The sequence below is a fragment of the Streptomyces capillispiralis genome (genome assembly GCF_007829875.1).
Taxonomy (GTDB): domain Bacteria; phylum Actinomycetota; class Actinomycetes; order Streptomycetales; family Streptomycetaceae; genus Streptomyces; species Streptomyces capillispiralis.
Map to the genome: position 1 here is coordinate 5,079,261 of NZ_VIWV01000001.1, position 25,885 is coordinate 5,105,145.

General features: G+C 74.3%; 19 protein-coding genes and 1 pseudogene. 10 read left to right on the top strand and 10 right to left on the bottom strand.

The features are described from left to right. The first annotated feature begins 76 nt into the window (after positions 1-76). On the top strand, positions 77-1,366 hold the full coding sequence (locus FHX78_RS22095; RefSeq protein ID WP_145869158.1) for a citrate synthase: 1,290 nt from the start codon (positions 77-79) through the stop codon (positions 1,364-1,366). A gap of 617 nt (positions 1,367-1,983) precedes the next feature. Here the strand turns inward: FHX78_RS22095 and FHX78_RS22100 are convergent. Both FHX78_RS22100 and FHX78_RS22105 read right to left on the bottom strand, forming a co-directional pair. Beyond that, positions 1,984-4,290, bottom strand: coding sequence for a heavy metal translocating P-type ATPase (locus FHX78_RS22100; RefSeq protein WP_145869159.1), 2,307 nt, complete (start codon positions 4,288-4,290; stop codon positions 1,984-1,986). 102 nt (positions 4,291-4,392) lie between these two features. Further along, positions 4,393-4,632 (bottom strand): heavy-metal-associated domain-containing protein, encoded by a 240-nt coding sequence (locus tag FHX78_RS22105; RefSeq protein ID WP_145869160.1) that lies wholly within the window; start codon positions 4,630-4,632, stop codon positions 4,393-4,395. 209 nt (positions 4,633-4,841) lie between these two features. Here FHX78_RS22105 and FHX78_RS22110 point away from each other — a divergent pair, with 209 nt between their 5' ends. Further along, on the top strand, positions 4,842-5,885 hold the full coding sequence (locus FHX78_RS22110; RefSeq protein WP_145869161.1) for a zinc-dependent alcohol dehydrogenase family protein: 1,044 nt from the start codon (positions 4,842-4,844) through the stop codon (positions 5,883-5,885). Positions 5,886-5,909: 24 nt separating this feature from the next. On the opposite strand, the gene FHX78_RS22115 is transcribed toward FHX78_RS22110, so the two are convergent. Next, a complete protein-coding gene (locus FHX78_RS22115; RefSeq protein ID WP_145869162.1) occupies positions 5,910-6,110 on the bottom strand; it encodes a helix-turn-helix transcriptional regulator in 201 nt (66 codons plus the stop codon). Between the two features lie 411 nt (positions 6,111-6,521). Here FHX78_RS22115 and iolC point away from each other — a divergent pair, with 411 nt between their 5' ends. From iolC to FHX78_RS22150, 7 genes and pseudogenes are all read left to right on the top strand, one after another. Continuing rightward, entirely contained in the window at positions 6,522-7,472 is a 951-nt protein-coding gene (iolC, locus tag FHX78_RS22120; RefSeq protein ID WP_145869163.1) for a 5-dehydro-2-deoxygluconokinase, read from the top strand. A 298-nt stretch (positions 7,473-7,770) separates the two neighbouring features. Then, positions 7,771-7,869 (top strand): annotated as a pseudogene (locus FHX78_RS37560) (5-deoxy-glucuronate isomerase); the annotation flags it as partial. Between the two features lie 218 nt (positions 7,870-8,087). After that, positions 8,088-9,590, top strand: a complete 1,503-nt coding sequence (gene mmsA, locus FHX78_RS22130) for a CoA-acylating methylmalonate-semialdehyde dehydrogenase (RefSeq protein ID WP_145869164.1) — start codon at positions 8,088-8,090, stop codon at positions 9,588-9,590. A gap of 253 nt (positions 9,591-9,843) precedes the next feature. After that, a complete protein-coding gene (locus FHX78_RS22135; protein WP_145869165.1) occupies positions 9,844-11,244 on the top strand; it encodes an APC family permease in 1,401 nt (466 codons plus the stop codon). A gap of 115 nt (positions 11,245-11,359) precedes the next feature. Beyond that, positions 11,360-14,014, top strand: a complete 2,655-nt coding sequence (locus FHX78_RS22140; protein WP_145869166.1) for an alpha/beta fold hydrolase — start codon at positions 11,360-11,362, stop codon at positions 14,012-14,014. After that, positions 14,011-14,910 carry an ABC transporter permease gene (locus FHX78_RS22145; RefSeq protein WP_145869167.1) on the top strand — a complete coding sequence of 300 codons (900 nt, stop codon included), beginning with the start codon at positions 14,011-14,013 and terminating at the stop codon, positions 14,908-14,910. Before FHX78_RS22140 ends, FHX78_RS22145 begins: the two co-directional genes overlap by 4 nt. Positions 14,911-15,052: 142 nt before the next feature. Beyond that, positions 15,053-16,021 (top strand): chaplin, encoded by a 969-nt coding sequence (locus FHX78_RS22150; RefSeq protein WP_229923992.1) that lies wholly within the window; start codon positions 15,053-15,055, stop codon positions 16,019-16,021. Positions 16,022-16,194: 173 nt separating this feature from the next. Here FHX78_RS22150 and FHX78_RS22155 read toward each other — a convergent pair whose 3' ends face one another. Both FHX78_RS22155 and FHX78_RS22160 read right to left on the bottom strand, forming a co-directional pair. Beyond that, positions 16,195-17,469: an FAD-dependent oxidoreductase gene (locus tag FHX78_RS22155; protein WP_145872104.1), complete on the bottom strand. Its 1,275-nt coding sequence runs from the start codon at positions 17,467-17,469 to the stop codon at positions 16,195-16,197. Positions 17,470-17,471: 2 nt separating this feature from the next. After that, a complete protein-coding gene (locus FHX78_RS22160) occupies positions 17,472-18,713 on the bottom strand; it encodes a carboxylate--amine ligase (RefSeq protein ID WP_145869168.1) in 1,242 nt (413 codons plus the stop codon). 168 nt (positions 18,714-18,881) lie between these two features. Between FHX78_RS22160 and FHX78_RS22165 the strand changes: the two genes are divergently transcribed. Next, a complete protein-coding gene (locus FHX78_RS22165) occupies positions 18,882-20,204 on the top strand; it encodes a glycoside hydrolase family 26 protein (RefSeq protein ID WP_145869169.1) in 1,323 nt (440 codons plus the stop codon). Positions 20,205-20,233: 29 nt separating this feature from the next. Here the strand turns inward: FHX78_RS22165 and FHX78_RS22170 are convergent, their stop codons facing one another. Genes FHX78_RS22170 through FHX78_RS22190 form a run of 5 tightly spaced genes read right to left on the bottom strand, consistent with a single transcriptional unit; the run spans position 20,234 to position 25,882 of the window. Continuing rightward, positions 20,234-20,884 (bottom strand): YveK family protein, encoded by a 651-nt coding sequence (locus tag FHX78_RS22170; RefSeq protein WP_145869170.1) that lies wholly within the window; start codon positions 20,882-20,884, stop codon positions 20,234-20,236. Beyond that, positions 20,881-22,035 (bottom strand): glycosyltransferase, encoded by a 1,155-nt coding sequence (locus tag FHX78_RS22175; protein ID WP_145869171.1) that lies wholly within the window; start codon positions 22,033-22,035, stop codon positions 20,881-20,883. The genes FHX78_RS22170 and FHX78_RS22175 overlap by 4 nt, the downstream gene beginning before the upstream one ends. A 1-nt stretch (position 22,036) precedes the next feature. Beyond that, complete coding sequence (locus FHX78_RS22180) at positions 22,037-22,801, bottom strand: polysaccharide deacetylase family protein (protein ID WP_145869172.1); 765 nt, start codon at positions 22,799-22,801, stop codon at positions 22,037-22,039. After that, positions 22,785-24,533, bottom strand: coding sequence for a murein biosynthesis integral membrane protein MurJ (gene murJ / locus FHX78_RS22185; RefSeq protein WP_229923991.1), 1,749 nt, complete (start codon positions 24,531-24,533; stop codon positions 22,785-22,787). Before murJ ends, FHX78_RS22180 begins: the two co-directional genes overlap by 17 nt. Continuing rightward, a complete protein-coding gene (locus tag FHX78_RS22190) occupies positions 24,530-25,882 on the bottom strand; it encodes an O-antigen ligase family protein (RefSeq protein WP_145869174.1) in 1,353 nt (450 codons plus the stop codon). The genes murJ and FHX78_RS22190 overlap by 4 nt, the downstream gene beginning before the upstream one ends. Positions 25,883-25,885: the final 3 nt, after the last annotated feature.

Sequence of the window (25,885 nt, forward strand, 5' to 3'; positions counted from 1 at the left end):
CACCTGAGCCGAGTGGGGGATGGTAGAGACAGTCAGGGCACCTCGAAGATGAGGCACTACGTCGGTGAGGGAAGACGTGAGCGACAACTCTGTAGTACTGCGGTACGGCGACGGCGAGTACACCTACCCGGTGATCGACAGCACCGTCGGCGACAAGGGCTTCGACATCGGGAAGCTCCGCGCCCAGACCGGTCTGGTGACGCTGGACAGCGGCTACGGCAACACCGCCGCCTATAAATCCGCGATCACCTATCTCGACGGCGAGGCCGGCATCCTCCGGTACCGCGGCTACCCGATCGAGCAGCTGGCCGAGCGCTCCACCTTCCTGGAGGTCGCCTATCTGCTGATCAACGGCGAACTGCCGACCGTCGACGAGCTGGCCGCGTTCAAGGGCGAGATCACGCAGCACACCCTGCTGCACGAGGACGTCAAGAACTTCTACAAGGGCTTCCCGCGCGACGCCCACCCGATGGCCATGCTGTCGTCGGTGGTGTCCGCGCTGTCCACCTTCTACCAGGACAGCCACAACCCGTTCGACGAGCGTCAGCGCAACCTCTCCACCATCCGGCTGCTCGCCAAGCTCCCGACGATCGCGGCCTACGCGTACAAGAAGTCGATCGGCCACCCGTTCGTCTACCCGCGCAACGACCTCGGCTACGTCGAGAACTTCCTGCGCATGACCTTCTCCGTCCCCGCGCAGGAGTACGAGCTCGACCCGGTCGTCGTCTCCGCGCTGGACAAGCTGCTGATCCTGCACGCGGACCACGAGCAGAACTGCTCGACCTCCACGGTCCGCCTGGTCGGCTCCTCGCAGGCGAACATGTTCGCCTCGATCTCCGCCGGCATCAACGCCCTGTGGGGCCCGCTGCACGGCGGCGCCAACCAGTCGGTGCTGGAGATGCTGGAAGGCATCCGCGACGCCGGCGGTGACGTCGACTCCTTCATCCGCAAGGTGAAGAACAAGGAGGACGGCGTCCGCCTGATGGGCTTCGGCCACCGGGTCTACAAGAACTTCGACCCGCGCGCCAAGATCATCAAGGCCGCCGCGCACGATGTGCTGTCCGCCCTCGGCAAGTCCGACGAGCTGCTGGACATCGCGCTGAAGCTGGAGGAGCACGCGCTCTCCGACGACTACTTCGTCTCGCGCAGCCTCTACCCGAACGTCGACTTCTACACCGGTCTGATCTACCGGGCCATGGGCTTCCCGACCGAGATGTTCACGGTCCTGTTCGCCCTCGGCCGCCTCCCGGGCTGGATCGCCCAGTGGCACGAGATGATCAAGGAGCCGGGCTCCCGCATCGGCCGTCCGCGCCAGATCTACACGGGCATCGTCGAGCGGGACTTCGTCCCGGTCGAGGAGCGCTGACCGCCGCTCCGAGCCGCACCGCCGGACCCCGCGCACGCCCGTCGTGTGCGGGGTCTTCGGATGCCGGGGTCGGCGGATGTCAGGGGTCTGCGGATGCCGGGGTGCGCACGAGGCAATGAAGAAGGCGCCCCGGCGCCGGTCCCCCCACGGGCCGACGAACCAGGGCGCCTTCCCATGTCCCGGTGCGGATTCCCCCCACGGGATCCGGCCGGGCGCCTGTGAGAACAGCGCCTGAATCGCTGTGTGAGCGCGGACGGAATCCGCCGCACTCGTCGTATGCGGTCTGCCGGGACAGCGCACGTTCGGGAGGGCCGCTCAAAGCTCCCCGCTGGTACGTGCCCCGGCAACGCAATCTCTGGGAACGTCCCCCAAGACATTCCCCAGATGTCAGGAAGCGCCCCCCAAGACGCTGCCCGACATCGTCAACTTAGACCTTCGAACCCCTTCGATGGTTACGTTCAGATCACTGTGATCTGCGTCTCTTGCATATGACCCTTTGGTGCGCAAGAGCCCGCAAACCGCTCAACGGGACTCAAGCGTAAGGATGATGCGCGAGCCTTGTGAAGAGCTTATGTGAGGCTCGTGGCGGACTCCAGGGGTTCACCGCACTTGAGACCTCAATGAAACGCCCGGAGCCGCAGGCTGTTCGTCACCACGAACACCGAGGAGAACGCCATCGCGGCACCGGCGATCATGGGGTTCAGCAGCCCCGAGGCGGCCAGCGGCAGCGCGGCGACGTTGTAGCCGAAGGCCCACACCAGGTTGCCCTTGATCGTGCCGAGCGTCCTGCGGGACAGCCGGATCGCGTCCGCCGCCACCCGCAGGTCGCCGCGGACCAGGGTCAGATCGCCCGCCTCGATCGCCGCGTCCGTGCCGGTGCCCAGGGCGAGACCCAGATCAGCGACGGCCAGCGCGGCCGCGTCGTTGACGCCGTCGCCGACCATGGCGACGCTGCGCCCCTCGCCCTGAAGCCGCCGTACGACGCCGGCCTTGTCCTCGGGCAGCACCTCGGCGATGACCTCCTCGATGCCCACGCTCCGCGCCACCGCCTCGGCCACGGTCCGGTTGTCACCGGTCAGCAGCACCGGAGTCAGCCCCAGGGCGCGCAGGTCGCGCACCGCCTCGGCGCTGGTGTCCTTCACGGCGTCGGCGACGGCGAGGACACCGCGCGCCTCCCCGTCCCAGCCCGCCACCACGGCCGTACGCCCGTCCCGCTCGGCCTCCCGCGCGGCCCGGGCCAGCTCCGGCGGCAGGTCCCCGAAGAGCCGCCCCACGGCCACCTCGTGGCCCTCCACGCGCCCGCGTACGCCCCGGCCGGGGACGTTCTCGAAGCGCTCGGCGGACGGCAGCGGGCCGACGCGCTCCTCGGCGCCCGCGGCGACCGCCCGGGCGACCGGGTGCTCGGAGGCGTGCTCCAGGGCGCCCGCGAGCCGCAGCAGCTGCCGCTCGTCGGTGCCGTCGGCGACGTGCACGGCCTGGAGGGTCATCCGGCCGGTGGTGACGGTGCCGGTCTTGTCCAGCACGACGGTGTCGACGCGGCGGGTGGACTCCAGGACCTCCGGGCCCTTGATGAGGATGCCGAGCTGGGCGCCGCGCCCGGTGCCCACCATGAGCGCCGTCGGGGTGGCCAGCCCGAGCGCGCAGGGGCAGGCGATGATCAGTACGGCGACGGCGGCGGTGAACGCGGCGACGGTGTCGCCCGTCGCGCCGAGCCACACCCCGAAGGTGGCGACGGCGATCAGCAGCACCACGGGCACGAACACCGCGGAGATGCGGTCGGCCAGCCGCTGCACCTGCGCCTTGCCGTTCTGCGCGTCCTCGACCAGCTTCGCCATGCGCGCGAGCTGCGTGTCGGCGCCGATCCGGGTGGCCTCGACGACGAGCCGCCCGCCGGCGTTCACCGTGGCGCCGGTGACGGTGTCGCCGGGGGCGACGTCCACCGGCACGGACTCGCCGGTCAGCATGGAGGCGTCCACGGCGGAGAAGCCCTCCAGCACCGTGCCGTCGGTGGCGATCTTCTCCCCGGGCCGTACGACGAACCGGTCGCCCACCGCCAGCCGCTCCGCCGGGATGCGCACCTCGCGCCCGCCCACCCGTCTCCCGGCACCGCCCTCGGCCGAGAGCGCGTCGCGCTCGCCCTCCTCGTACCGCAGGACGGTCACGTCCTTGGCGCCCAGTTCCATCAGGGCCCGCAGGGCCGCTCCCGCGCGGCGCTTGGAGCGGGCCTCCAGATAGCGGCCGAGCAGGATGAACGCGGTGACGCCGGCCGCGACCTCCAGGTAGATCGTGGAGGCGCCGTCGGCGCGCGAGACGGTGAGGTCGAAGGGGTGCCGCATGCCGGGCATGCCCGCGTCGCCGAGGAACAGCGCCCACAGGGACCAGCCGAACGCGGCGAGGGTGCCGACGGAGACCAGCGTGTCCATGGTGGCCGCGCCGTGCCGGAGGTTGGTCCAGGCGGCCCGGTGGAAGGGGGCGGCGCCCCAGACCACGACGGGCGCGGCGAGGGTGAGCGAGAGCCACTGCCAGTTGTCGAACTGCAGGGGCGGGACCATGGCCAGGAGGACGACGGGCAGCGCGAGCAGCGCGGAGACGGACAGGCGCCGGCGCAGTGCGGCCAGTTCGGGATCGGCCTCCGCGGCGGCGGGCGCCTCCTCGGTGGGCGGCGCGGGTTCCTCGGCGGTGTAGCCGGTGCGGACGACCGTGTCGATCAGGTCGGCGACCTCGACGCCCGGCGGGTAGGTGATCCGGGCCTTCTCGGTGGCGTAGTTCACCGTGGCGGTGACGCCGTCCATGCGGTTGAGCTTCTTCTCGACGCGGGCCGCGCAGGAGGCGCAGGTCATCCCGCCGATGAGCAGCTCGACCTCCGAGGCGGCCGGCCGCGCGGCGGTCGTCGCCCCGGCGGCGGTGGCGGTGGTGCTGGTCATGTCCGTACTCCTGGGGCGTCCGGGCTCCGGGTGGGCGGAGGGGTGTGCCGGACCGCGGGGGACGGGTGGCCGCTGCGGCCCGGTTCACGCCCGTGCGGTGGCTCAGGCGGTGCCGGCGAGCTCGAAGCCGGCCTCGTCGACGGCGGCGCGGACCGCCGCCTCGTCGAGCGGGGCCGCGGAGACCACGGTCACCTCGCCGGAGGAGGCGACCGCCGTCACCGAGCTGACGCCGGGGAGCTGCGAGATCTCGCCGGAGACGGAGCCCTCGCAGTGTCCGCAGCTCATCCCGCTCACCTTGTAGACGGTGGTGACGGAACCCTGGGTGTCGGTCTGGGAGGTCATGTCGTTGCTCCTCGTCGGGACGCTGGGGGTGTGAAGGTGGGTCGTGCGGGGCCCCTGGGGGCCTCCACACCCCAGACTATACCCCTAGGGGGTATGAATCCAGGACGGGGGGCGGCCGGTCGCGGCGACCGCCCGGGCGCCGGAGGCCCTCGGCGTGCGGGATAGCGTTCCGCCGGTAGGGCGACGACCGGCGGAAAGGCGGGCCAGCGATGCGGGCGGTGGTGTTCGAGCGGTACGGGGAACCGGCCGAGGTGCGGGAGGTCGCGGACCCGGAGCCCGCGCCGCACGGCGTCGTGGTCCGGGTCGAGGCCACCGGCCTGTGCCGCAGCGACTGGCACGGCTGGCAGGGCCACGACCCGGACATCGCGCTGCCGCACGTTCCCGGCCATGAACTCGCCGGGGTCGTCGAGGCGGCCGGCGCGCGGGTCACCGGGTGGCGGGCCGGGGACCGGGTCACCGTCCCGTTCGTCTGCGCCTGCGGGAGCTGTCCCGCCTGCGCGGCCGGGGACCAGCAGGTGTGCGAGCGGCAGACCCAGCCCGGCTTCACCCACTGGGGCTCCTTCGCCCAGTACGTGGCGCTGGACCACGCCGACGTCAACCTGGTCGCCGTCCCCGGGGAGATGTCCTTCGCGACGGCGGCCTCCCTCGGCTGCCGGTTCGCCACCGCCTACCGCGCCGTGGTGCTGCAGGGTCGGGTGGCGGCGGGGGAGTGGGTGGCGGTGCACGGCTGCGGCGGAGTGGGCCTGTCCGCGGTGATGATCGCGGCGGCCTCGGGCGCCCGGGTCGTCGCCGTCGACGTGTCGCCCCGCGCCCTGGACCTGGCGCGCGAGTTCGGTGCGGCGCACTGCGTGGACGCGGCGGCCGTGGCCGACACGGCCGGGGCGGTCCGCGACCTCACCGGCGGCGGCGCCCACCTCTCCCTGGACGCCCTCGGCTCACCGGTCACCTGCGCCGCCTCCGTCAACGGCCTGCGCCGCCGGGGCCGCCACGTCCAGGTCGGCCTGCTGCCCTCGGAGACCGACACCACCCCCGTCCCGATGGCCCGCGCCGTCGCCCTGGAACTCGAACTCCTCGGCAGCCACGGCATGGCCGCGCACACCTACCCGCCGATGCTGGAACTGGTCCGGGCGGGCGTGCTCCGCCCCGATCTGCTGGTCACCTCCACCATCGGCCTGGACGCGGTACCGCCCGCCCTCGCCGCCATGGGGACGGCGGCGGGGGCGGGCGTGACGGTCATCGAGCCCTGGGGCTGAGCCCCGGGCGGGGCGGCCGGAGGGTCAGCCGGTTCCCCGTCCGCGGTTGCCGGGCCGGGAGGCGACCCAGGTCCGGATGGTGTCGGCGTACCAGTAGGGCTTGCCGCCCTCCACGTGGTCGGGCGGCGGCAGCAGTCCGTGCTTGCGGTAGGAACGTACGGTGTCCGGCTGCACCTTGATGTGTGCGGCGATGTCCTTGTAGGACCACAGCCGTCGGTCGGTCATGGAACGCACCTCCCCGCGCGCACCGCGGCGGCGGCCGGGGCGGCCGTCAGGGGGAGCCGGGTGCTGCGCTGGCGATCAGCAGGTGTCCGGTTGAACGAGACCGGACGGGTACGGGGCAGGGGCTGTGCGCCGGGTGTGACGGGAGGCCCGCGCACACGTGACATGTGTGACAGTTCGCGGGTGTTTGTGACAGAAGTGACGCACAGCCGCGCGCCGGCCCACCGGCGCGGCGCTTTGACTCCCGCGGCCCGCTCCCCGCGCCACGACCGGTGGGCGAACCGGGTCGGAGGCCGGGCGCACCGTCAACTTGTCGTCCGAATGTCCGGACAAAACATTGACAGGGCTTCCCGCCCGGGGCTAGAAACCGGGGAGAGGCGCGTGGCGCCGCACCAGCCGTAGGGAGGGAACGCGATGGCGTACGACCTGATCACCATGGGGCGGATCGGAGTGGACCTCTATCCGCTGCAGACGGGCGTACCGCTGCCGCAGGTCACGTCGTTCGGCAAGTTCCTCGGCGGCTCGGCGGCCAACGTCGCGGTGGCCGCGGCCCGCCTGGGACGGCGCACCGCGGTGGTCACCCGGACCGGCGACGACCCCTTCGGCACCTATCTGCACCAGGCCCTGCGCGACTTCGGCGTCGACGACCGCTGGGTCACCGCCGTCCCCGGCCTGCCCACCCCTCTCACCTTCTGCGAGGTCTTCCCGCCGGACGACTTCCCGCTGTACTTCTACCGCCGGCCGAAGGCACCCGACCTGGAGATCGACGCCCACGAACTCGACCTGGACGCCCTCCGCGAGGCGGGCGTCCTCTGGGTCACCGGCACCGGGCTGAGCGAGGAGCCCAGCCGCACCGCGACCCTCGCCGCCCTGGCCCACCGCGCCCGGTCCGGCACCACGGTCTTCGACCTCGACTGGCGGCCCATGTTCTGGACCGACCCCGACGCGGCGCGCCCCTTCTACCGCGAGGCCCTGCGCCACACCACGGTCGCCGTCGGCAACCTGGACGAGGTCGAGGTCGCCACCGGGGAGCGCGACCCGCACGCCGCCGCCCGCGCCCTGCTCGCCGCCGGGGTCGAGCTGGCGGTGGTCAAGCAGGGGCCGAAGGGCGTGCTGGCCGTGGACCGCGAGGGCCGCAGCGCCGAGGTCCCGCCGCTGCCCGTGACCGTGCTCAACGGCCTCGGCGCCGGTGACGCCTTCGGCGGTTCCCTGTGCCACGGCCTGCTGGCCGGCTGGGACCTGGAGAAGACCATGCGGCACGCCAACGCCGCCGGAGCCATCGTCGCCTCCCGCCTGGAGTGCTCCTCAGCGATGCCCACCCCGGACGAGATCGACGCGGCGCTCACCGCGGGGGCCGTGACATGACCGCCGGGGCGACCGCCGCGCGCCGACTCGCCGACTCCCGGTGTTCGTCACGCCGTTCCCGTCCCGTCGGGACCCGGACGGGCGCGTGCGCGAGGCTGGGGGCGCCGCAGCCGTCGCCCCGGAACCCGGCGGCACCCGCGCCGACACCCGGCCGCGCACCGCGCTCACCGGGCAGGGGCGAGGCACGCCCCGGCGGTCCGCCGAGCACGGAACCCGCCGCACCCGCCGCACCACCGGCACCACCGGCACCACCCGCACCGAACCGTACGTCCACCGGGGTGCCCCCGCAGGCTCCCCGGCCCCGATCGCCTCCGGCGCGGGAGGCCGCTTCGCTTTGGCAGGAGCGAAGTGCGAGCGACGACTCCCCGCCCGCCTCGGCCCCGCGCCGGAGGTTCCGCCGCACACCCCCACGGCCACCCGGGCCCCGAGGGGGTCCCATGTGTCCACTCGGGGACCCGAACGGCCGACACTGTGTCGGGCCCGTCCGACGGCCCGTCCCTGGTGGGATGTACGCAGGGCCCCCACCGCGGCGCATCCCCCCGCGGCCGGGGCACGTGAGCTGTACGAACGGCACGTCTCCACCCGACGCCGCCATCTGTGAAGGAGTTCTCGGTCATGACGAAGATCGTCAACCACTGGATCGGCGGCAGGACCGCCGAAGGCGCCTCGGGAACCTACGGGCCGGTGACGGACCCGGCGACCGGCGAGGTCACCACCAAGGTCGCGTTCGCCTCCGTCGAGGAGGTGGACGCCGCGGTCGCCGCCGCCAAGGAGGCGTACCTGAGCTGGGGCCAGTCGTCCCTGGCCGCCCGCACCTCGATCCTCTTCAGGTTCCGTGCGCTGCTCGACGCGCACCGCGACGAGATCGCCGAGCTGATCACCGCCGAGCACGGCAAGGTGCACTCCGACGCGCTCGGCGAGGTCGCGCGCGGCCTGGAGATCGTCGACCTGGCCTGCGGGATCACCGTGCAGCTGAAGGGCGAGCTGTCCACCCAGGTCGCCAGCCGCGTGGACGTGGCGTCCATCCGCCAGCCGCTGGGCGTCGTCGCCGGCATCACGCCGTTCAACTTCCCGGCCATGGTGCCGATGTGGATGTTCCCGCTCGCCATCGCCTGCGGCAACACGTTCGTGCTGAAGCCGTCCGAGAAGGACCCGTCCGCCTCGGTCCGCCTCGCCGAACTCCTGGCGGAGGCCGGTCTCCCCGACGGCGTCTTCAACGTCGTCCACGGCGACAAGGTGGCCGTCGACCGCCTCCTCACCCACCCCGACGTCAAGGCCGTCTCCTTCGTCGGCTCCACCCCGATCGCCCGCTACATCCACACCACCGCCTCCGCCAACGGCAAGCGCGTCCAGGCCCTCGGCGGCGCCAAGAACCACATGCTGGTCCTGCCCGACGCCGACCTCGACGCGGCGGCCGACGCGGCCGTCTCCGCGGCCTACGGCTCGGCCGGCGAGCGCTGCATGGCGATCTCCGCGGTGGTCGCCGTCGGCGCGATCGGCGACGAGCTGGTGGAGAAGATCCGCGAGCGCGCCGAGAAGATCAAGATCGGCCCGGGCACCGACCCGGCGTCCGAGATGGGCCCGCTGATCACCAAGGCCCACCGCGACAAGGTCGCCTCCTACGTGGCCGGCGCCGCGGACGAGGGCGCCGAGGTCGTCCTGGACGGCACCGGCTACACGGTGGACGGCCACGAGGACGGCCACTGGATCGGCATCTCCCTCCTCGACAAGGTGCCGACGTCCGCGAAGGCCTACCAGGACGAGATCTTCGGCCCCGTCCTGTGCGTGCTGCGCACCGAGACGTACGAGGAGGCACTGGAGATCGTCAACGCCTCGCCGTTCGGCAACGGCACCGCGATCTTCACCCGGGACGGCGGCGCCGCCCGCCGCTTCCAGCTGGAGGTCGAGGCCGGCATGGTCGGCGTGAACGTCCCGATCCCGGTCCCCGTCGGCTACCACAGCTTCGGCGGCTGGAAGGACTCCCTCTTCGGCGACCACCACATCTACGGCAACGACGGCACGCACTTCTACACCCGCGGCAAGGTCGTCACCACCCGCTGGCCCGACCCGGCCGACGCGCCCGCCGGCGTCGACCTGGGCTTCCCGCGCAACCACTGAGCCACCCGCCCGGGCAGCTCCGGGGCCGTCCGTCATGCGGACGGCCCCATTTTTTTGCACCCGGCCCCTGCGGTTCCCGCACGCCCCGGATCGGCGGTACTGACGGGCCTGTTACTACCGTAAACGGCACTCCGACCCCACTCTGCCTACTGATTCCGCAGCCAAACACCCATTGACGCCTCGGTTTTCGTCGGTGTTCGATGCTGCGCAATCCCTGCGCCACCTGCTGCACGAGTCGATCGGATACCGCCGTATGACCGACACGCTCCGCCCTGCCGAGACCGCCGTCCCCGACGCGGCCCCGGACAGCCCCCAGAAGCTCAAGCGCTCCATCGGGGTGGTCGGCGGCACCCTGCTCACCCTCTCGTGCGTGACCCCCGCGTCCACCCTCTTCGTGGTCGTGCCCGACCTGTTCGGCTCGCTGGGCACCGCCACCGCCCTCACCATCGCCATCGGCTCGCTGCTCTGCGTGGCGGTGGCGTTCTGCTACTCCGAGCTGGGCACCCTGATCCCCAGCGCCGGCGGCGAGTACGCGATGGTCTCCACCCTGGCCGGACGCCTCGCCGGCTGGCTGGTGTTCGTGCTCTCCCTGCTGGTGGTGATGATCGTCCCGCCGGTGATCGCGATGGGCACCGCCGACTACCTCGAACCGGTGCTGCACCTCGACGCCTCCGCGGCGGGCGCCGCCGTCATGCTGCTGGCCACCCTCGCCGGACTGCTCGACCTGCGCGCCAACGCCTGGATCACCGGCGTCTTCCTGGTCCTGGAGGTCATCGCGGCGGCCGTGGTGGCGGTCCTCGGCTTCGCCCACGCCGAGCGCGGCCCGGGCAGCCTCGCCGCCATGGAGGTCGCCGGCGCCGACGGCCGCCCGGACACCGTGACCGCCCTGCTGGTCGTCTCCGGACTCGCCGTCGCCCTGTTCATCACCCAGGGCTTCTCCACGGCCGTCTACCTCTCCGAGGAACTGGAGAACCCGCGCCGCACCGTCGCCCGCACCGTGCTGGCCACCCTCGCCATCTCCACCGTGATCATCCTGGTGCCGGTCGTCGCCATCACCCTGGGCGCCCCCGACCTCGCCGCACTGACCGGCGGCGACATCGGCTCCATGGTCACCGCCTGGTCCCACACCGCCGTCGGCACCTTCGTCAGCCTCTGCGTCGCCCTCGCCATCATCAACGCCGGCATCGTCATGGTCATCCAGAACTCACGCGTGCTGTTCGCCTCCGCCCGCGACAGGGCCTGGCCCGAGCCGGTGAACGCCCTCTTCTCCAGGCTCGGCCGCTTCGGCTCCCCCTGGGTCGCCACCCTCGCCGTCGGCGTCCCCGGCGCCGCCCTGTGCTACGTCGACCTCGACACCCTGTACGGCGTCACCGGCGTCTCCGTCACCGGCATGTACCTGCTCGTCGCCGTCGCCGCCCTGCTCTCCCGCCGCGGCACCCACCGCCACACCCGCGCCTGGCGCATGCCGCTGTGGCCCGCCGTACCCGCCCTGCTGATCGTCGTCCTCGCCTACATCCTGACCCAGCAGGAACCCGTCCACCTCCTGTGGACCGGCGGCATCACCGCCGCCGCCACCCTCTACTGGGCCCTCTACCTCCGCCCCCGCCCGCACACCCGCTGGCTGGTCACCCTGCCGGAGGACGCCCGCGCGTAGTCGTCGCCGTACCGCGGACGCGGTATGCCGGGTCCCTCCGTACGCCGCCGGGAGGTGGTCCGGTTCGGTCTCCGGTCGACATCTCGGCGACAGGTTCGCCCCGTACGGTTGACGCATGGATCTTCGACTGCCCGGATCGCGGTGGCTGCGGTCACGGCGGCCGCGACGGGCCCTCGCCGCCGCGGCCGCCGTCGTCGTGCTCGCCGGTGCCGGTACCTGGACCGCCGTCGCCTCGGACGAGGTGCCCGCGGTCCACCGCGCCGACCGGGTCATGGCCGTGGGCGACGGGGTGCGCATCGACACCTCGTACTTCACCGCGGGCCCGGACGGCCGCCGCCCCGCCGTCCTGCTCGGGCACGGTTTCGGCGGCAGCAAGGACGACGTGCGGCAGCAGGCCGAGGACCTCGCCCGCGACGGGTACGCGGTGCTCACCTGGTCCGCGCGCGGCTTCGGGAAGTCGACCGGGCAGATCGGGCTGAACGACCCCGAGGGCGAGGTCGCCGACGTCTCCCGGCTGATCGACTGGCTGGCCGAGCGGCCCGAGGTCCGGCTCGACGAGGACGGCGACCCGCGGGTCGGCATGGCCGGCGGGTCGTACGGCGGCGCCATCGCCCTGCTCACCGCCGGACACGACGGCCGGGTCGACGCCATCGCCCCCGCCATCACCTACTTCGACCTCGCCGACGCCCTGTTCCCCGGCGGCGTGTTCAAGAAGCTGTGGGCCGGCATCTTCGTCAACTCCGGCGGCGGGTGCGAGGAGTTGGAGCCCGCGCTGTGCCGGATGTACGAGCGGGTCGCCGAGTCCGGCGTCCCCGACGCCGAGGCGCGCCGGCTGCTCGAGGAGCGCTCGCCGTCCGCCGTCGCCGACCGCATCGACGTGCCCACCCTGCTGGTGCAGGGGCAGTCCGACTCCCTCTTCCCGCTCGGCCAGGCCGACGCCGCCGCGAAGGCGATCCGGGCCAACGGCGCCCCCGTCGACGTCGACTGGATCGCCGGCGGCCACGACGGCGGCGAGATGGAGACCGACCGCGTGCGGCAGCGCGTGGGCGCCTGGTTCGACCGCTACCTCAAGGGCGACGAGAGCGCCGACACCGGCCCCGCCTTCCGCGTCACCCGCACCGGAGGCGTCGACTCCACCGACGGCCGGGCGCTGCTGCGCGGCGCGAGCGCCGACACCTACCCGGGCCTCGGCGACGGCGGCCGCTCCGTCCCCCTCACCGGACGCGAACAGAGCTTCGCCAACCCGGCAGGCGCCGGCCCGCCCGCCGTCTCCGCCCTGCCCGGACTCGGCGGCTCCGGCGGCCTCTCCCAGCTCTCCTCGCTCGGCGTCGGCATCTCCCTGGACTTCCCGGGCCAGTACGCCCGCTTCGTATCGGCGCCCGTCACCCGCGATCTGCGCATCACCGGATCGCCGACCGTCACCGTGCACGTCGAGTCGACCAGCGAGGACGCCGTCCTCTTCGGCAAGGTGTACGACGTCGGCCCCGACGGCCGGCAGCAGGTGCTGCCCTCGCAGCTGGTCGCCCCGGTCCGCGTCGAGGACGCCAGGTCCGGCCAGGACGTCACGCTCACCCTCCCGGCCGTCGACCACGAGGTGCGGCAGGGCCACCGCCTGAGCCTCGTCCTCGCCTCCACCGACCTCGGCTACGCCTCCCCGGCCGCCCCGGCGACGTACACCGTCTCCCTGAAGAGCGACCTGACCGTGCCCACCGCGCCCGGCGTCGACACGGCCGCCACCCCGCTGCCCACGTGGGTGGTGTGGCTGCCCGCCGCCGGCGCCGCGGTCGCCGTCCTCCTGCTGCTGACCGGCCGCCGCCGCACCACCGCCCCGGCCCCCGACCCCGCACTCGCCGACGTCCCGCTGGTCATCACCGGCCTGAGCAAGCGCTACGCCCGCTCCTCGGACCGCTACGCCGTGCGGGACCTGTCGTTCCGCGTCGGCAAGGGCCAGGTGCTCGGACTCCTCGGCCCCAACGGCGCCGGCAAGACCACCACCCTGCGCATGCTGATGGGCCTGATCAAGCCCGACGGCGGCGAGATCCGCGTCTTCGGGCACGCCATCCGGCCCGGCGCCCCCGTGCTGTCCCGGGTCGGCGCCTTCGTCGAGGGTGCGGGCTTCCTGCCGCACCTGTCCGGCCGGGAGAACCTCGAGCTGTACTGGAAGGCCACCGGCCGCCCGCCCGAGGACGCCCACCTGGACGAGGCGCTGGAGATCGCCGGCCTCGGCGACGCCCTCGCCCGCGCGGTGCGCACCTACTCCCAGGGCATGCGCCAGCGCCTCGCCATCGCCCAGGCCATGCTCGGCCTGCCGGACCTGCTCATCCTCGACGAACCGACCAACGGCCTCGACCCGCCGCAGATCCGCGAGATGCGCGAGGTGATGATCCGGTACGCGGCCGCCGGACGCACGGTGATCGTCTCCAGCCACCTGCTGGCGGAGGTCGAGCAGTCCTGCACCCACCTCGTCGTCATGGACCGCGGGCGACTGGTCCAGGCGGGCCCGGTGCACGAGATCGTCGGCTCCGGCGACACCTTGCTCGTCGGCACCGTCACGCCCGTGGACGAGCCGCTCGCCGAGAAGATCTCCGCGCTGCCGGGCATCGCCTCCGCGGTGCGCACCGACGAGGGGCTGCTGGTCCGGCTGGACGCCGGCGGCACCGCCCCGCGCCTGGTCGCCGAACTCGTCCGGCTGGAGGTGCCCGTGGCGTCGGTCGGCCCGCACCGCCGCCTCGAAGACGCCTTCCTCACCCTGATCGGAGGTTCCGCATGAGCACGCTCACCGAGCGGGACAAGCCCGCCGGGCCGGCCGGGACCGCCGGGCCCGTCGAGGTCGCCCCCGGTTACCGCGCGGGCCGCACCCTGCCGTTGCGCGTCGAACTGGCCCGCCAGCTCAAGCGCCGCCGCACCCTCGTCATGGGCGGGATCCTCGCCGTCCTGCCGTTCGTCCTGGTGGTCGCCTTCGCGATCGGCGGCGAGCCGGGCGGCCGCGGCGAGCGGATCAACCTGATGGACACGGCCACCGCGTCCGGCGCCAACTTCGCCGCCGTGAACCTGTTCGTCTCCGCCGGCTTCCTGCTGGTCATCCCCGTCGCCCTGTTCTGCGGGGACACGGTCGCCTCGGAGGCCGGCTGGTCCTCCCTGCGCTATCTGCTCGCCGCGCCCGTGCCCCGGATGCGGCTGCTGTGGTCCAAGCTGGTCGTCGGCCTCGGGCTCAGCCTCGCCGCGATGGTGCTGCTGCCGGTCGTGGCGCTCGCCGTCGGCACGGCCGCCTACGGCTGGGGCCCGCTGCGGATCCCCACCGGAGGCGCGCTGGACCCGGGCACGGCGGCGCAGCGGCTCGTGGTCGTGGTGGCGTACCTCTTCGTGTCGCAACTGGTCACCGCCGGGCTCGCGTTCTGGCTGTCCACCCGCACCGACGCCCCGCTGGGCGCGGTCGGCGGGGCGGTGGGCCTGACCATCGTCGGCAATGTGCTGGACGCCGTCACCGCCCTCGGCGACTGGCGTCACTTCCTGCCCGCGCACTGGCAGTTCGCCTGGGCGGACGCCGTGCAGCCGACCCCGGAGTGGTCGGGCATGATCCAGGGCTCGGCGGTGTCCGTGACGTACGCGCTGGTGCTGTTCGCACTGGCGTTCCGCGGGTTCGTGCGCAAGGACGTGGTGTCCTGACCTGGGCCCGCGCGGCTGCCGCGCGGGCCAACCGGGTGAACCTGCGCAACCGATTCCCCCGAGTCGGGTTGATGAGGGAGTAGGCCACTCTCCATGCCGGGGCCGGCCACTCCGTCATTCTTCAAGCAGGAAGACAACTACATTGCGACAGACCCTGAGCAGGGGAGTGTTCGCGGCGGCAGCCGCCACGGGCATTCTGTCCCTGTACGGAACCCCCGCTTTCGCCGACTCGTTCGCGGGGGGCGGTGCCGAGGATTCTCCCGGTGTGCTGTCCGGGAACAACGTGCAGGCGCCGGTCCACATCCCGGTGAACGTGTGCGGCAACACCATCACCGCGGTCGGCGCGTTCAACGGCGCGTACGACAACACCTGCGTCAACGGCTCCTCGTCCGGGCACGGCCACGGGCACGAGCGGTCCGCCGGCGCGCACGCGGAGGGCGGGACCAAGGGCTCGCCCGGTGTGGGCGCCGGGAACAACGTGCAGGCGCCGATCCACCTGCCGGTCAACGCGTGCGGCAACGGTGTCCACGTGGTGTCGCTGTTCGGCGAGACGTCCGGCAACACCTGCGTCAACGGCTCGCACGGCGGCGGGCACGACGGCTCGCACGAGGCCGCGGACCGCTCGTCCGACTCCGCCCACGGACACTCCTCGTACGGGGACTCCTCGTACGGGGACTCCTCGTACGGCGAGTCGTCGGGCGCCCACGCGGAGGGCGCTGCCCACGGGTCGCCTGGCGCGATCGCGGGCAACGAGATCGACCTGCCGCTCGGCATCCCGGTGAACGCGTGCGGCAACGGCGTCGACGTGCTCGGCCTGTTCGGCGACGCCTACGGCAACACCTGCGTGAACGACGCCGGTTACGGCTACGGCGAGGAGGACGTGCCCGAGAAGGAGACGCCCGAGCCGCCGGCCAAGGAGAAGACGCCTCCGGCGCCCGGCGCCGAGGAGCCCCCGGCCGAGGAGCCGCCGGCGGCGGAGGAGCACGGCAACCCGCCGCACATGGCCGAGACCGGCAGCGAGGGCATGATCGCCGCTTCGGCGGCCGGTGCCGTGCTGATCACGGGCGGGGCGATGCTGTACCGCCGCGGCCGCCTCGCCGCCCGCCGCTGACCACCCCGCCCCGGGTGCCGGACCCGCCCCACCCGGCACCCGGGAACACACCACGTCCCCCGGACCGACCCCGCTGCGAGGTCGAGCCGGGGGACGCGGTGTTGCGCCCCCGACGAACGGGCGCCCCCGTCAGCCAGGTGGCCCAGGGGCCCGGCGTCCGGCGCCCCCGCGCCTCAGTGGCTCACCGGTGACGGTGTCCCGCTGCGGCTGCTGCCTCCGGGGCCGACCGGGACGGGCACCGTTCCGCGTGCCGGGGTCGCCCCGAGCCGCCGGCGCACCCCCTGCACCAGCGTCGACGCGGTGAACGTGGCGCCGTGCACGAAGCGCATCGCCGGGCCGAAGCCGGACGCCGTGACCAGGCCGGCGAGGAACAGGCCGGGCTGCGAGGACTCGAAGCTGCGGCCGAGTGCCGGGGACCCGTCGGGCAGCACCGCCAGCGTCCCGCGCAGTTCGGCGGAGAGCAGGCCGAGCCGGTCGCGGTGCGCCTTGAACCCCGTGGCGGCGATGACGTGTTCGGTCTCCAGGCTGCGCCGGGCGCCGTCGCGGCCGGTCAGGTCCAGCCGCAGCCCGCCCGGCACCGCGGCGGCCGCGGTGACCTCGTGCCCCGGCAGCAGGTCCACCGCCCGCTCCACCCGCTCCCGCACCCACCAGGCGCCCGCCGGACCCAGCGCCGTCGCCGCGATGCGCGACCGGGTCGTCTCGGGCAGCCGCCGGAACAGGCCGGGGCGCTCGGAGTAGAACCAGTTCCGCCAGCCGGGGCCCAGGCCGCTGTGCGGCGAGCGGACCGACTGCCACCAGGGACGCTCCCACGGCGGCGGCACATCGTTCCAGCGCAGCCGCTCCGCCCGCGCCAGCACCCGTACCCGGGTGCCCTGTTCGGCGAGGAGCGCCGCGGTCTCCAGGGCCGCCTGACCGCCGCCGATCACCGTGACGTCCTTGCCCTGGAAGGCGCCGAGGTCGTTGTGGTGACTGCTGTGCGTCACCAGCGTCGGGTGCAGTCCGCGCAGGGCCGGCGGCACCTCGATGAACGGCATCACCCCGACCGCCAGCGCCACCGTCCGCGCGTGCAGCGCCTCCCCGTCCTCGGTGACCGCGGTGAAGCAGCCGGGCCCGGACGCCACCCGCGTCACCGTGCGCTCGTCGACGTCCGGCACGGCGTTGCGGGCGAACCACAGGCCGTAGGAGGCGAACGCCTCGACCGGGATGGGCTCGGCGTGCCGTGCCGCCATGCCCTGCTCGGCGCAGTACGCGTCCAGCCGCCAGCGCCCGGCCGGGTCGGAGAGGTTGGACGCCCACGGCTCGGATTTCAGGAACATGCCGCCGGGCATGTGGTCCCGCCAGGACGCCATGGGCCGTCCGAACACCTTCAGGCTCAGCCCGGCGGCCGCGGCGTGGGAGGCGATCGACAGACCGTACGGACCGGCGCCCACCACCAGGAGGTCGTACATCATCAACTGCTCGCTTTCTCGTTGTCGGTCAGCAAGGGCGTGGCCGTCCGGGGTGCCGGGACGACTGCCGCCGTGCCCAGCCGCCGGCGCAGCCGGCCGGACACATGGCGGGCCCACAGGGCCCACATCACCCAGCCGGGGACGCGGTCGTCCCGGGCGTACCAGGCCAGTTCGCGTCCGCCGGGCGCCGTGCGCAGCGCGGCGAACGGCGCGTAGTTCTCCACCACGAACGACCGCCCCGTCACCGGCTCTCCGTCCGGCAGCGGCCGGCCGGTCAGATCCAGGTGCAGGGCGCGTACGACGTCCAGTCCGGCGCCGTCCGCGAAGAGCCGGAACTGGGCGCCGGGGCGGGGGTTGAAGTCCAGGAGGTGGTAGCGGCCCGTCGTGCCGCAGCGGCGGAAGTCGAGGTCGAGGACGCCCCGGTAGCCGAGTGCCCCGATGAGCCGTCCGGCGAGCGCGCACACCTCGGGGTTGGGGGTCCAGCGGCCCACCGCGGTCAGTCCCGCGCCCCGCGGCCAGGCCAGTTCCTTGCGGCCGGGGCCGCCCGCGCGCACGGTGCCGGAGCGGTCGGCGTAGCCGTGGAAGAACCAGTCCCGGTCCGCTCCCGGCGCGAGGTACTCCTGGAGCAGCAGTGGGCTGCCCGCCTCCGCAGTCCGCAGGTACAGCTCACGGGCCTCGTGCGGGGAGTGCACCAGCCGGGTGCTGCGCAGTCCGCCGCCGGCCGGGAGCAGCCAGGGCCGGCTCCACTTGGCGACGAGCGGCAGCCCCAGCCGTCGTGCGTCGTCGGCGGCGCCCTCCGCGCTGTCCGGGATCAGCGTCCGCGGGTGCGGGAGGCCGGCGGCGGCGCACACGGCGGCCAGCTCCGCCTTGTCGGCGACGCGTTCGGGCAGGGCGGGCGGGACCTCGGGCAGCAGGTAGCCGGGGGTGAGGTCCGCGCGCAGGCGTGCCGCGGCGATCGCGGTCGCGTCGTCCAGCGGGACCAGCACGGCCGGGCGCCCGACCCGCGCGGCGACGCGGCGCAGCACGGCGAGGATCTCCCGCGCGGACGCTCCCGGGCCGGGCGGTTCGTGCATGCCGCGGACGTAGCGCGAGCGGCGGACGGGGCTCCCCGTGGCATCGGCGACGAGGTGCACCTCCACTCCCGCCCTGCCGAGCGACCGCACGGCGCCCAGCGTTCCGTGGTGAAAGGGGTTCCGGTCGGTCCGCAGCAGTACGGCGGGGACGCGGGTGTCGAGCTGCGACACGCATTCTCACTTTCTTCTGGCATCGGCTCACCCGCACGGGCGAGCCCGGCACTCGAAAGCCGCAGTGACATTGGCACCGTCGGATTTCCTGTGTCTGACTTCATATGACTGTCCGTCAACAGCGAGGACCTCAGGCAGAAGGCGGACGAGCGAGAAGAGGAGCAGCCAATGGCCCCACAGCACAGGCGGGTCCGGGCCCGTGGAATGGCCGTGGGGGCGGTGGCGGTCGCCGTGTCGGCCGCCCTGGCGGCCGGCCCCGCGGCAGGGTCCGTGCACGCCGACGACTCCGGCCCGGCGGTGCCCGCCCCGGCGGAGCCCGCGGTCACGCCCACCGTCCCCGCGGCACCGGCCGTGCACCCGCCCCCGGCCGGCGCGCCGGCCGCCCCCGTGCCGTCGGCCGGCGCCCCGGGCCCCGTACTCCCGGCCGTACCGGACCGGGGGGTTCCGGCCTTCGGGGCCTTCCTGGCCTCCGACGACCGGGGCGTGGCCCGTATGGAGCAGCTCAGCGAGTGGCTGGGCGGCTCGGAACTCCGCGTCGGCCACACCTACCTGCCGGGCAACCACTGGAGCGACATCGAGGGCGACATCCGCTTCCTGGAGTCGTGGGCGCGCTGGCGCACCGCCCGGGCCGACCGGATGCTCGTCCTCAACGTGCCCATGCAGGAGCGCAACGAGGCGGGCGTCTCCGACGACGAGGTCCGCCGGCTGCTGCGGCGGGGCGCGGCCGGCGAGTTCGACCACCACTTCCGTGCCCTCGCCGAGCGGCTGGTCGAGCTGAAGGTGCCGGACACCGTCCTGGTGCTCGGCTGGGAGATGAACGGCGTCACCTACACCCACCGGTGCGGCCCCGACCCGGAGTCCTGGAAGAAGTACTGGAACCGGATCGTCACCACGATGCGCGCGGTGCCGGGGCAGAAGTTCCGGTTCGACTTCACGCCGAGCCGCGGCCGGGACGCCGTGCCCTGGACGGAGTGCTACCCGGGCGACGACACGGTCGACATCATCGGCATGGACTCCTACGACCAGCCGGCCGGACGGTCCTTCGACGAGCAGGTGACGGAACCGTACGGGCTCCAGGCGCACGTGGACTTCGCGAAGGCCCACGGCAAGCCGATCTCGTACCCCGAGTGGGGGCTCTTCCGCAACGGCGACAATCCCGAGTACATGCGGCGCATGCTCGCGTGGATGGAGGAACACAGGCCCCTCTACAACACGGTGACGGACTACTGCCCGCACGGGGTCTGGCAGTGCGGGGACAACCCGGACTCCTCCCGCGTCTACCGGTCCACGCTCTTCGGCCGCACCCCCGGCGCGGACCCGGAGCCCACGGGGGAGGCGACCCCGCAGCCCACTCCGGTACCGGACACTCCCGTTCCGACCGCGCCGCTGCCCCCGGAGAACTGCTCGCCGCTGGACCTGGGCAGGTGGGTGGAGTACTGGCTCGGCGGGAAGCTCTGCCTCCGCTTCGACTGGTGGTCGCGCACCCGCTAGCGCCGCCGCCCCGGCCCCCGTCACCGCCGTCACCGCTGCACGTCGGCGGCGGTGGCCGGGCCGGGCACCGAGGCGGCGGGCGCCGGGTCGTCCCCCCGGCCGGCCCGCCGCGGCCGGGCGAGCAGGGCCAGGCCGCCCAGCAGCCCGCCCGCGCCGGCCCCCACCAGGGCGGTCACCGCCGGGGAGGCGGAGGCCGGTTCGCCCGGCCGCACCGCGCGCGAGAACTGCACGAGCCGCACCTGCGTGCTGCCCCGGGTGTCCTCCGCGTGCCGGGTCAGCGCGCGGGAGACCGCGTTCGCCATGTCGACGGCCAGCTCGGGCTGCGAGGAGGTGGCCGTGACGGAGACCATCGGCGCGTCCGGCGAGGTCGCCGTGCGCACGCTGTCCCGCAGCGTGCGCACCGGCACACCGGCCCACACCTGCGCGTCCCCGAGCACCGCGAGCTGCGTGGCCACCCGGCCGTACGCCTGCGCGAAGCCGCGGGCCGCCTCCGGGGTCGCCTTCTCGGTCGGTACGGCGACGACATAACTGGTGGCCGCGTACGCGGGCGGCGTGAGCAGGCCGTACGCGCCGCCGAGCACACCGCCGGCGAGCGTGCCCGCCACCAGCGCGGACCAGGCCGGCAACTTCCTGACACGGTCCAGGGCCGGACGCGTCCGGCGGGTCGGGGTGTCGGTCATGACGGGGGTGCTCCCTGGGATGCGGGGGACGGCGACGAGCCGGTGACGGCTGCCGCGTACACGTCCATGAGGCGGGCGGTGCTGCGGGTGATGCTGTAGTGGCGGGCGGCCTCGCCGGGCATGCGCGGGCGCGGGCCGGCCGCGCGGACCTCGGCGATCGCGCGCGCGTACGCCTCGGGGCCGCCGCGCACCCGGCGGGCGCCGGCCCCGGCGTCCGCCGGCAGGTCCTCGATCGCCGGGCAGGAGGCGTAGAGCACGGGCAGTCCCGCCGCCAGCGCCTCCACGGCCGCCAGGCCGAACGCCTCCTCGGCGGACGGGGAGGCGAACAGGTCCATCGCCGAGGTGAGCGCCGGCAGATCGGGGCCGGGCGAGCCGTCGGGGACGCAGGGGCGTTCGCCGGTGAACAGGACCCGCCCGGCCACCCCGGCCTCCTGGGCCGTGCGGCGCAGCAGGTGCTCCTCGGGGCCGCCGCCCACCAGCAGCAGCCAGTGGTCGCGCGGCAGCAGGGCGAGGGCGCGGACCAGGACGTCGAACCGCTTGCCCGGGGTGAGCCGGCCGACCCCGCCCACGACGAACGCCCCCTCGGGCAGCCCCAGGCGCCGCCGGGTGCGTTCCCGCCGTCGCGGGTCGAAGCGGAAACGGTCCAGGTCGATGCCGTTGGGCACGACCTCGATGCGCGGCGCGGGCACCCCCCAGCGCTTCAGCCGGTCCGCCACCGTCGGGGAGACGGCGACCGTCGCCGAGCCGAGCCGCTCGCTCGCCAGGTACAGCGCGCGCACCCCCGCCGTCAGCCTGCGCCCCTCCATCTGCGAGTCGCCCAGGGAGTGTTCGGTGGCGACGACCGCGCGGACCCCGGCGACCCGGGCGGCGAGCCGGCCGTAGACACAGGCCCGGTACAGGTGCGTGTGGACCAGGTCGTAGCCGCCGGCCCGGATCACCCGGACCAGGCGGGGCAGGACGCCCAGGTCGCGGTTGCCGCCCATGTCCAGGTGCACCACCCGCACGCCGTCGGCGCCGAGGCCGGCGGCGACCGCGCCGGGATTGGTGAGCGTCACCACGTCGCAGTCGACGGGCAGATGACGCAGCAGCAGCCGCAACTGCTGCTCCGCCCCGCCGACGCCCAGACCGGTGATGATGTGCAGTGCCCTCATCTCACACCCCCGCCACCGGGCGCCGGCGCAGCCGGTGCAGCCGGAGCTTGAGGTGCAGGCGCCACGCCGTGTCGTTCTGGCCGACGTGCGCCCGCGGCAGGGCGTGCGGGCCGGTCAGCGGGCCCGGGTCGATGGCGCAGGCGTAGCCGTAGCCCGCCTTCCGCACGGCCTCGACGGCCCGCGCGTCGACCGTGCCGTACGGGTAGCAGAAGCCGTCGGCCGGTACGCCCGTCAGCTCGGCGAGCCGGGCGCGGCTCTCGGCGACCTCGGCGGTGAGGGTGGCGTCGTCGGCGCGGGTGAGGTCGACGTGGGTCAGTCCGTGCGAGCCGATCTCCACGCCCTCGGCGGCGGCCCGCCGGATGCCCTCGGCGGTCAGCAGCGGCTTGCGCGGGCCGAGCGGGTCCCAGGCGTTGTCGCCGCCGAGCCGTCCCGGCAGGACGAACAGGGTGGCGCCGCAGCCGAAGCGGCGCAGCACCGGCAGGGCGCCGGTGAGGAAGTCGGTGTACCCGTCGTCGAAGGTGAGGCCGACCAGGCCCCGCCCCTCGCCCCGGGCGCGGGCGGCGAGCAGCTCGGCCACGGACACGCCGCGCAGCCCGCGCCGGCGCAGCCACGCCAGCTGCCGTCCGAGCCGTTCGGGCGTGACCGTGATGCGGTACGGGTCGTCCGAGCAGTCGCCCACCGAGTGGTACATCGCCACCCATGGGACGGGCCCCGGACGGGGGGCCGGGAGTCTGCCGGTGCCGACGGGTTCAACGGGTGCGGCCATGGGTGAACCTTCGTGTGACGGTGCGCAGGGAGCGCCGCGCGGACGCGGCTCCCCCGGCGGCGAGGACGGACAGGGCGAGGGGGACGAAGACGGCGGTCACGGTCAGGCAGCCGGCCGCGAGACCCGCCACCGGGGAGGCGAACCGGCTCGCGGCGAACGCTCCGGCGGCGATGGCGAGGGCCGAGGCGAGCACGGGCCGGCCGAGCTCGGCCAGCACCTCGCGCACGCCGACCGACACGCCGGGGGAGCCGCCGGGGGAGCCGTCCCGGCGGGTGGCGCGCAGGCCGGTCAGCAGCAGGGCGGCCGTGACGGTGATGCCGAAGGCGTTGGCGGCGGCGATCCCCGCGACCCCCCAGTGGCCCACGGTCACCGCGCCGATCAGGGACGTCGCGGCGATGCCCGCCGCCATCACCCCGACCGGGTACCAGCTGGGGCGGCCCGCCGAGAAGTAGCAGCGGACCAGGGCGCCCACCAGGGTCTGGCCCAGCAGCCCGAGGGCGTACACGCGCATCACGTCGGCCGTCGCGGCGGTGTCGGCGGCGGTGAACGCGCCCCGCTGGAAGAGCAGTCCGATCATCTGCGGGGCGCAGGCGATCACCGCGCACATGCCCAGCAGCACCACGCAGGAGGCCAGCACCAGGTCCCGCTCCACCCGGGAGCGGGCCCGCCCGGTGTCGCCGTCGGCGAGCGCCCGCGCCACCACCGGGAAGGTGACGGTGCACACCATCAGCGACAGCGTCATCGGGATCTGCGCGACCTTCTGGGCGTAGTTCAGGTGCGAGATGGCGCCGGCGGGCAGGGAGGAGGCCAGGAAGCGTTCGACGAGGACCTGCGACTGGCGGCACAGCGCGAACAGCAGCACCGCGGCGATCAGGGCGAGCCGCACCGGCCGCCCCTCGGCGTCGGCACCGGCCCCGGCGGGCGCCGGTGCGCGCGAGGCCAGCTGCCGCCACAGCGACGGCAGCTGCACCGCCACCATCAGGCAGCCGCCCACCGCCACGCCCACCGCGGCCGAGCGCACCCCCCACTCCCCGCCCAGCAGGAACATCGCCGCGACGATGCCCGTGTTGTAGGCGACGTAGATGGCGGCCGGCGCGAAGAAGCGGCGGTGCGCCCGCAGGAAGGCGCTGCAGTACCCGGCGAGCCCGAAGGCCAGCAGACTGATCGCGGTGAGCCGGGTGCAGTCGACGGCGAGGCGGGGGTCGGACAGGCCCGGCGCCAGCACCCGGACCACGTAGGGGGCCCCGGCCGCCACCAGCGCGGCCACCGCGGCGAAGGCCAGGCACAGCCGGGGCAGGGTGGCCCTGACCAGGTCGCGCACCGGGTCCCCGGGCACGCCCCGCGCGCGGCGGGCCAGCGCCATGCTGAACGCGGGGATGAGCGCGATGGCCAGCCCGTCCTCGATCAGCAGCGTGGCGGCGATCTCGGGCACGGTCCACGCGACGAGGAAGGCGTCCGTGTCGCTCCCGGCCCCGAACAGCCGGGCCAGCGACTGGTCGCGCACCAGCCCGAGCAGCGACCCGGCGATGGACAGCGAGGCCGTGACCAGCGCGGCCCGGGCGAGGAACCGGCGGGACGACGACCCCGGATCACCGCCGCCGGCCCGCTTCGCCCGCCCGCCCGCCGCCACCTCGGTCCTCAGCCCACCGGCCTCGGGCGCGTCGGCCCCGGATCGAACGGCCCCGGACCCCGGAGTCATGGACCCGGGGGGCTGTGAAGGCACCACCGTCATCGCGTCACGTCCTCCGCCACCCGCGCGGGCACGCCGTCCCGTCCCGCGACGTCCCCGGCCGGCTCGTCGCGGAACAGCGCCCACCACGCCACCAGGCCCAGGGCCAGGCCGGTCAGTACGGTCGAGGGGCCGCCGATGTCGCCGTACACGAAGTCGGTCAGCTGCCACAGCAGCAGTCCGCAGGCGACGAGCCCGCAGTCGAGGCCCGGCCCGCGCCGGCGCACCCGCAGCAGCCCCCGCACCGCGCACACCAGCAGCGCCAGCCAGCTCCCGCCGAGCGTGAGCAGCCCGACCAGGCCCTGTTCGCTGAGCACCAGCAGGTACATGCTGTGCGGCGACAGCAGCGCCTGCCGGTGGTACGTCTCGCCCGCGCCCTCGATGTCGCTGCCCGACGACAGCGCCAGGGTCGCGTAGCCGTCGCGGTACTCGGGGAAGCCCTTCAGTCCCACACCGGTCAGCGGGTGTGCGCGCCACATGCCGGTGGCCGCCGCCCACAGGGTGTACCGGTCGACGACGGACTGGTCGGGGGCGTCGGCGACCGCCGCGATGCTGTCGACGCGCTCCTGCAGCATCGCCGTACCGACCCCGAACCCGCCCACCAGGACCACCGTCGCGGCGGCCACCGCCGCGACCGCCTTCAGCGCACGCCGCAGCCCGGTCAGCGCCAGCTGCGCGGTGCACGTCAGGGCCGTCGCGATCCAGGCGCCCCGGCTGAAGGAGAGCGCCAGCGGCAGCACCAGGACCACGGCGCACCCGGCGGCGACCGCCCGCTGCCGCACCGGCCCCCGGCCCAGCGCGATCCCGGCCGCGCACACCACGCCCAGCGACACCGCCGTCGCCATGCCCATCACGTCCTGCGCCCCGAAGGTGCCGACCGCACGGACGGTCTCGCCCTGGTAGGAGGCGCCGGTCCCGGTCAGGTACTGGTGCACGCCGACCGCCCCCTGCCACAGCGCGAGTCCGACGAACGACCAGGCCAGCACCCGGAAGTCGGCCCGGTGGCGCAGCAGTACCAGCACCGCCGCCGGAACGAGCACGAAGACCTGCAGATAGCGGCAGAGACCGCCGAACCCCGCCGCCGGCGAGGCCGCGCCCATGGCGGCGAGCGCGATCCCCACGACCGGCAGCCCCAGCACCACGGCGGCGACCGGGGACAGCGGCCGCCGCCGTTCGCGCAGCAGACGGAGCACGCAGTACCCCACCACCAGCGCGGACACCACGTCGGCCGGACCCGCGCCGTCCCCCGTCGGCGGCAGCGCCAGCAGCACGGGCACCGCCACGAGCGGCAGGGCCGGCACCAGTGCGGCGGCCCGGCGCGGCAGCGGCGGGAGGGCGAGGGCGTGGCTCACGTG

Excerpts from the sequence above, each read along its gene's own strand:
- FHX78_RS22140 (WP_145869166.1), top strand. The coding sequence starts at position 11,360 with ATGGATCTTCGACTGCCCGGATCGCGGTGGCTGCGGTCACGGCGGCCG.
- FHX78_RS22100 (WP_145869159.1), bottom strand. The coding sequence starts at position 4,290 with ATGACCAGCACCACCGCCACCGCCGCCGGGGCGACGACCGCCGCGCGG.
- FHX78_RS22155 (WP_145872104.1), bottom strand. The coding sequence starts at position 17,469 with ATGTACGACCTCCTGGTGGTGGGCGCCGGTCCGTACGGTCTGTCGATC.
- FHX78_RS22105 (WP_145869160.1), bottom strand. The coding sequence starts at position 4,632 with ATGACCTCCCAGACCGACACCCAGGGTTCCGTCACCACCGTCTACAAG.
- FHX78_RS22110 (WP_145869161.1), top strand. The coding sequence starts at position 4,842 with ATGCGGGCGGTGGTGTTCGAGCGGTACGGGGAACCGGCCGAGGTGCGG.
- murJ (WP_229923991.1), bottom strand. The coding sequence starts at position 24,533 with ATGACGGTGGTGCCTTCACAGCCCCCCGGGTCCATGACTCCGGGGTCC.
- iolC (WP_145869163.1), top strand. The coding sequence starts at position 6,522 with ATGGCGTACGACCTGATCACCATGGGGCGGATCGGAGTGGACCTCTAT.
- FHX78_RS22175 (WP_145869171.1), bottom strand. The coding sequence starts at position 22,035 with ATGAGGGCACTGCACATCATCACCGGTCTGGGCGTCGGCGGGGCGGAG.
- FHX78_RS22115 (WP_145869162.1), bottom strand. The coding sequence starts at position 6,110 with ATGACCGACCGACGGCTGTGGTCCTACAAGGACATCGCCGCACACATC.
- FHX78_RS22180 (WP_145869172.1), bottom strand. The coding sequence starts at position 22,801 with ATGGCCGCACCCGTTGAACCCGTCGGCACCGGCAGACTCCCGGCCCCC.
- mmsA (WP_145869164.1), top strand. The coding sequence starts at position 8,088 with ATGACGAAGATCGTCAACCACTGGATCGGCGGCAGGACCGCCGAAGGC.
- FHX78_RS22145 (WP_145869167.1), top strand. The coding sequence starts at position 14,011 with ATGAGCACGCTCACCGAGCGGGACAAGCCCGCCGGGCCGGCCGGGACC.
- FHX78_RS22165 (WP_145869169.1), top strand. The coding sequence starts at position 18,882 with ATGGCCCCACAGCACAGGCGGGTCCGGGCCCGTGGAATGGCCGTGGGG.
- FHX78_RS22135 (WP_145869165.1), top strand. The coding sequence starts at position 9,844 with ATGACCGACACGCTCCGCCCTGCCGAGACCGCCGTCCCCGACGCGGCC.
- FHX78_RS22170 (WP_145869170.1), bottom strand. The coding sequence starts at position 20,884 with ATGACCGACACCCCGACCCGCCGGACGCGTCCGGCCCTGGACCGTGTC.